Raw genomic sequence first — 242 nt, 5'->3', positions numbered from 1 at the left:
CGTATATCCCCGGGTTTCACACTCGTAATAAACTGAAAGGCAACTAAGGACAGCGCTGGCGGCTCACTGTCCTCTGGTAGTACTTGTGTCAAGTAATGGTTTTCCGTCCCCAGTCCATAAACGAGAGCTTCAGTCGAGAAACTTGTAATCCAATCATGTAACACAGAAGAGGTGAGTTGATACTTCGTTTCTGATGAGGAAATCATACCTGCCACAATAAATAATAAAATAAGACCAACAAT

General features: G+C 42.6%; 1 pseudogene. It reads right to left on the bottom strand.

The annotated features are described in order from the left end of the window. Positions 1-242: pseudogene (locus tag Q4550_RS23915) on the bottom strand (stage II sporulation protein P); the annotation flags it as partial.

Source organism: Anaerobacillus sp. 1_MG-2023 (assembly GCF_030547345.1).
GTDB classification, from domain to species: domain Bacteria; phylum Bacillota; class Bacilli; order Bacillales; family Guptibacillaceae; genus Guptibacillus; species Guptibacillus hwajinpoensis_B.
This window is presented reverse-complemented; position numbering and strand designations above follow the sequence as displayed.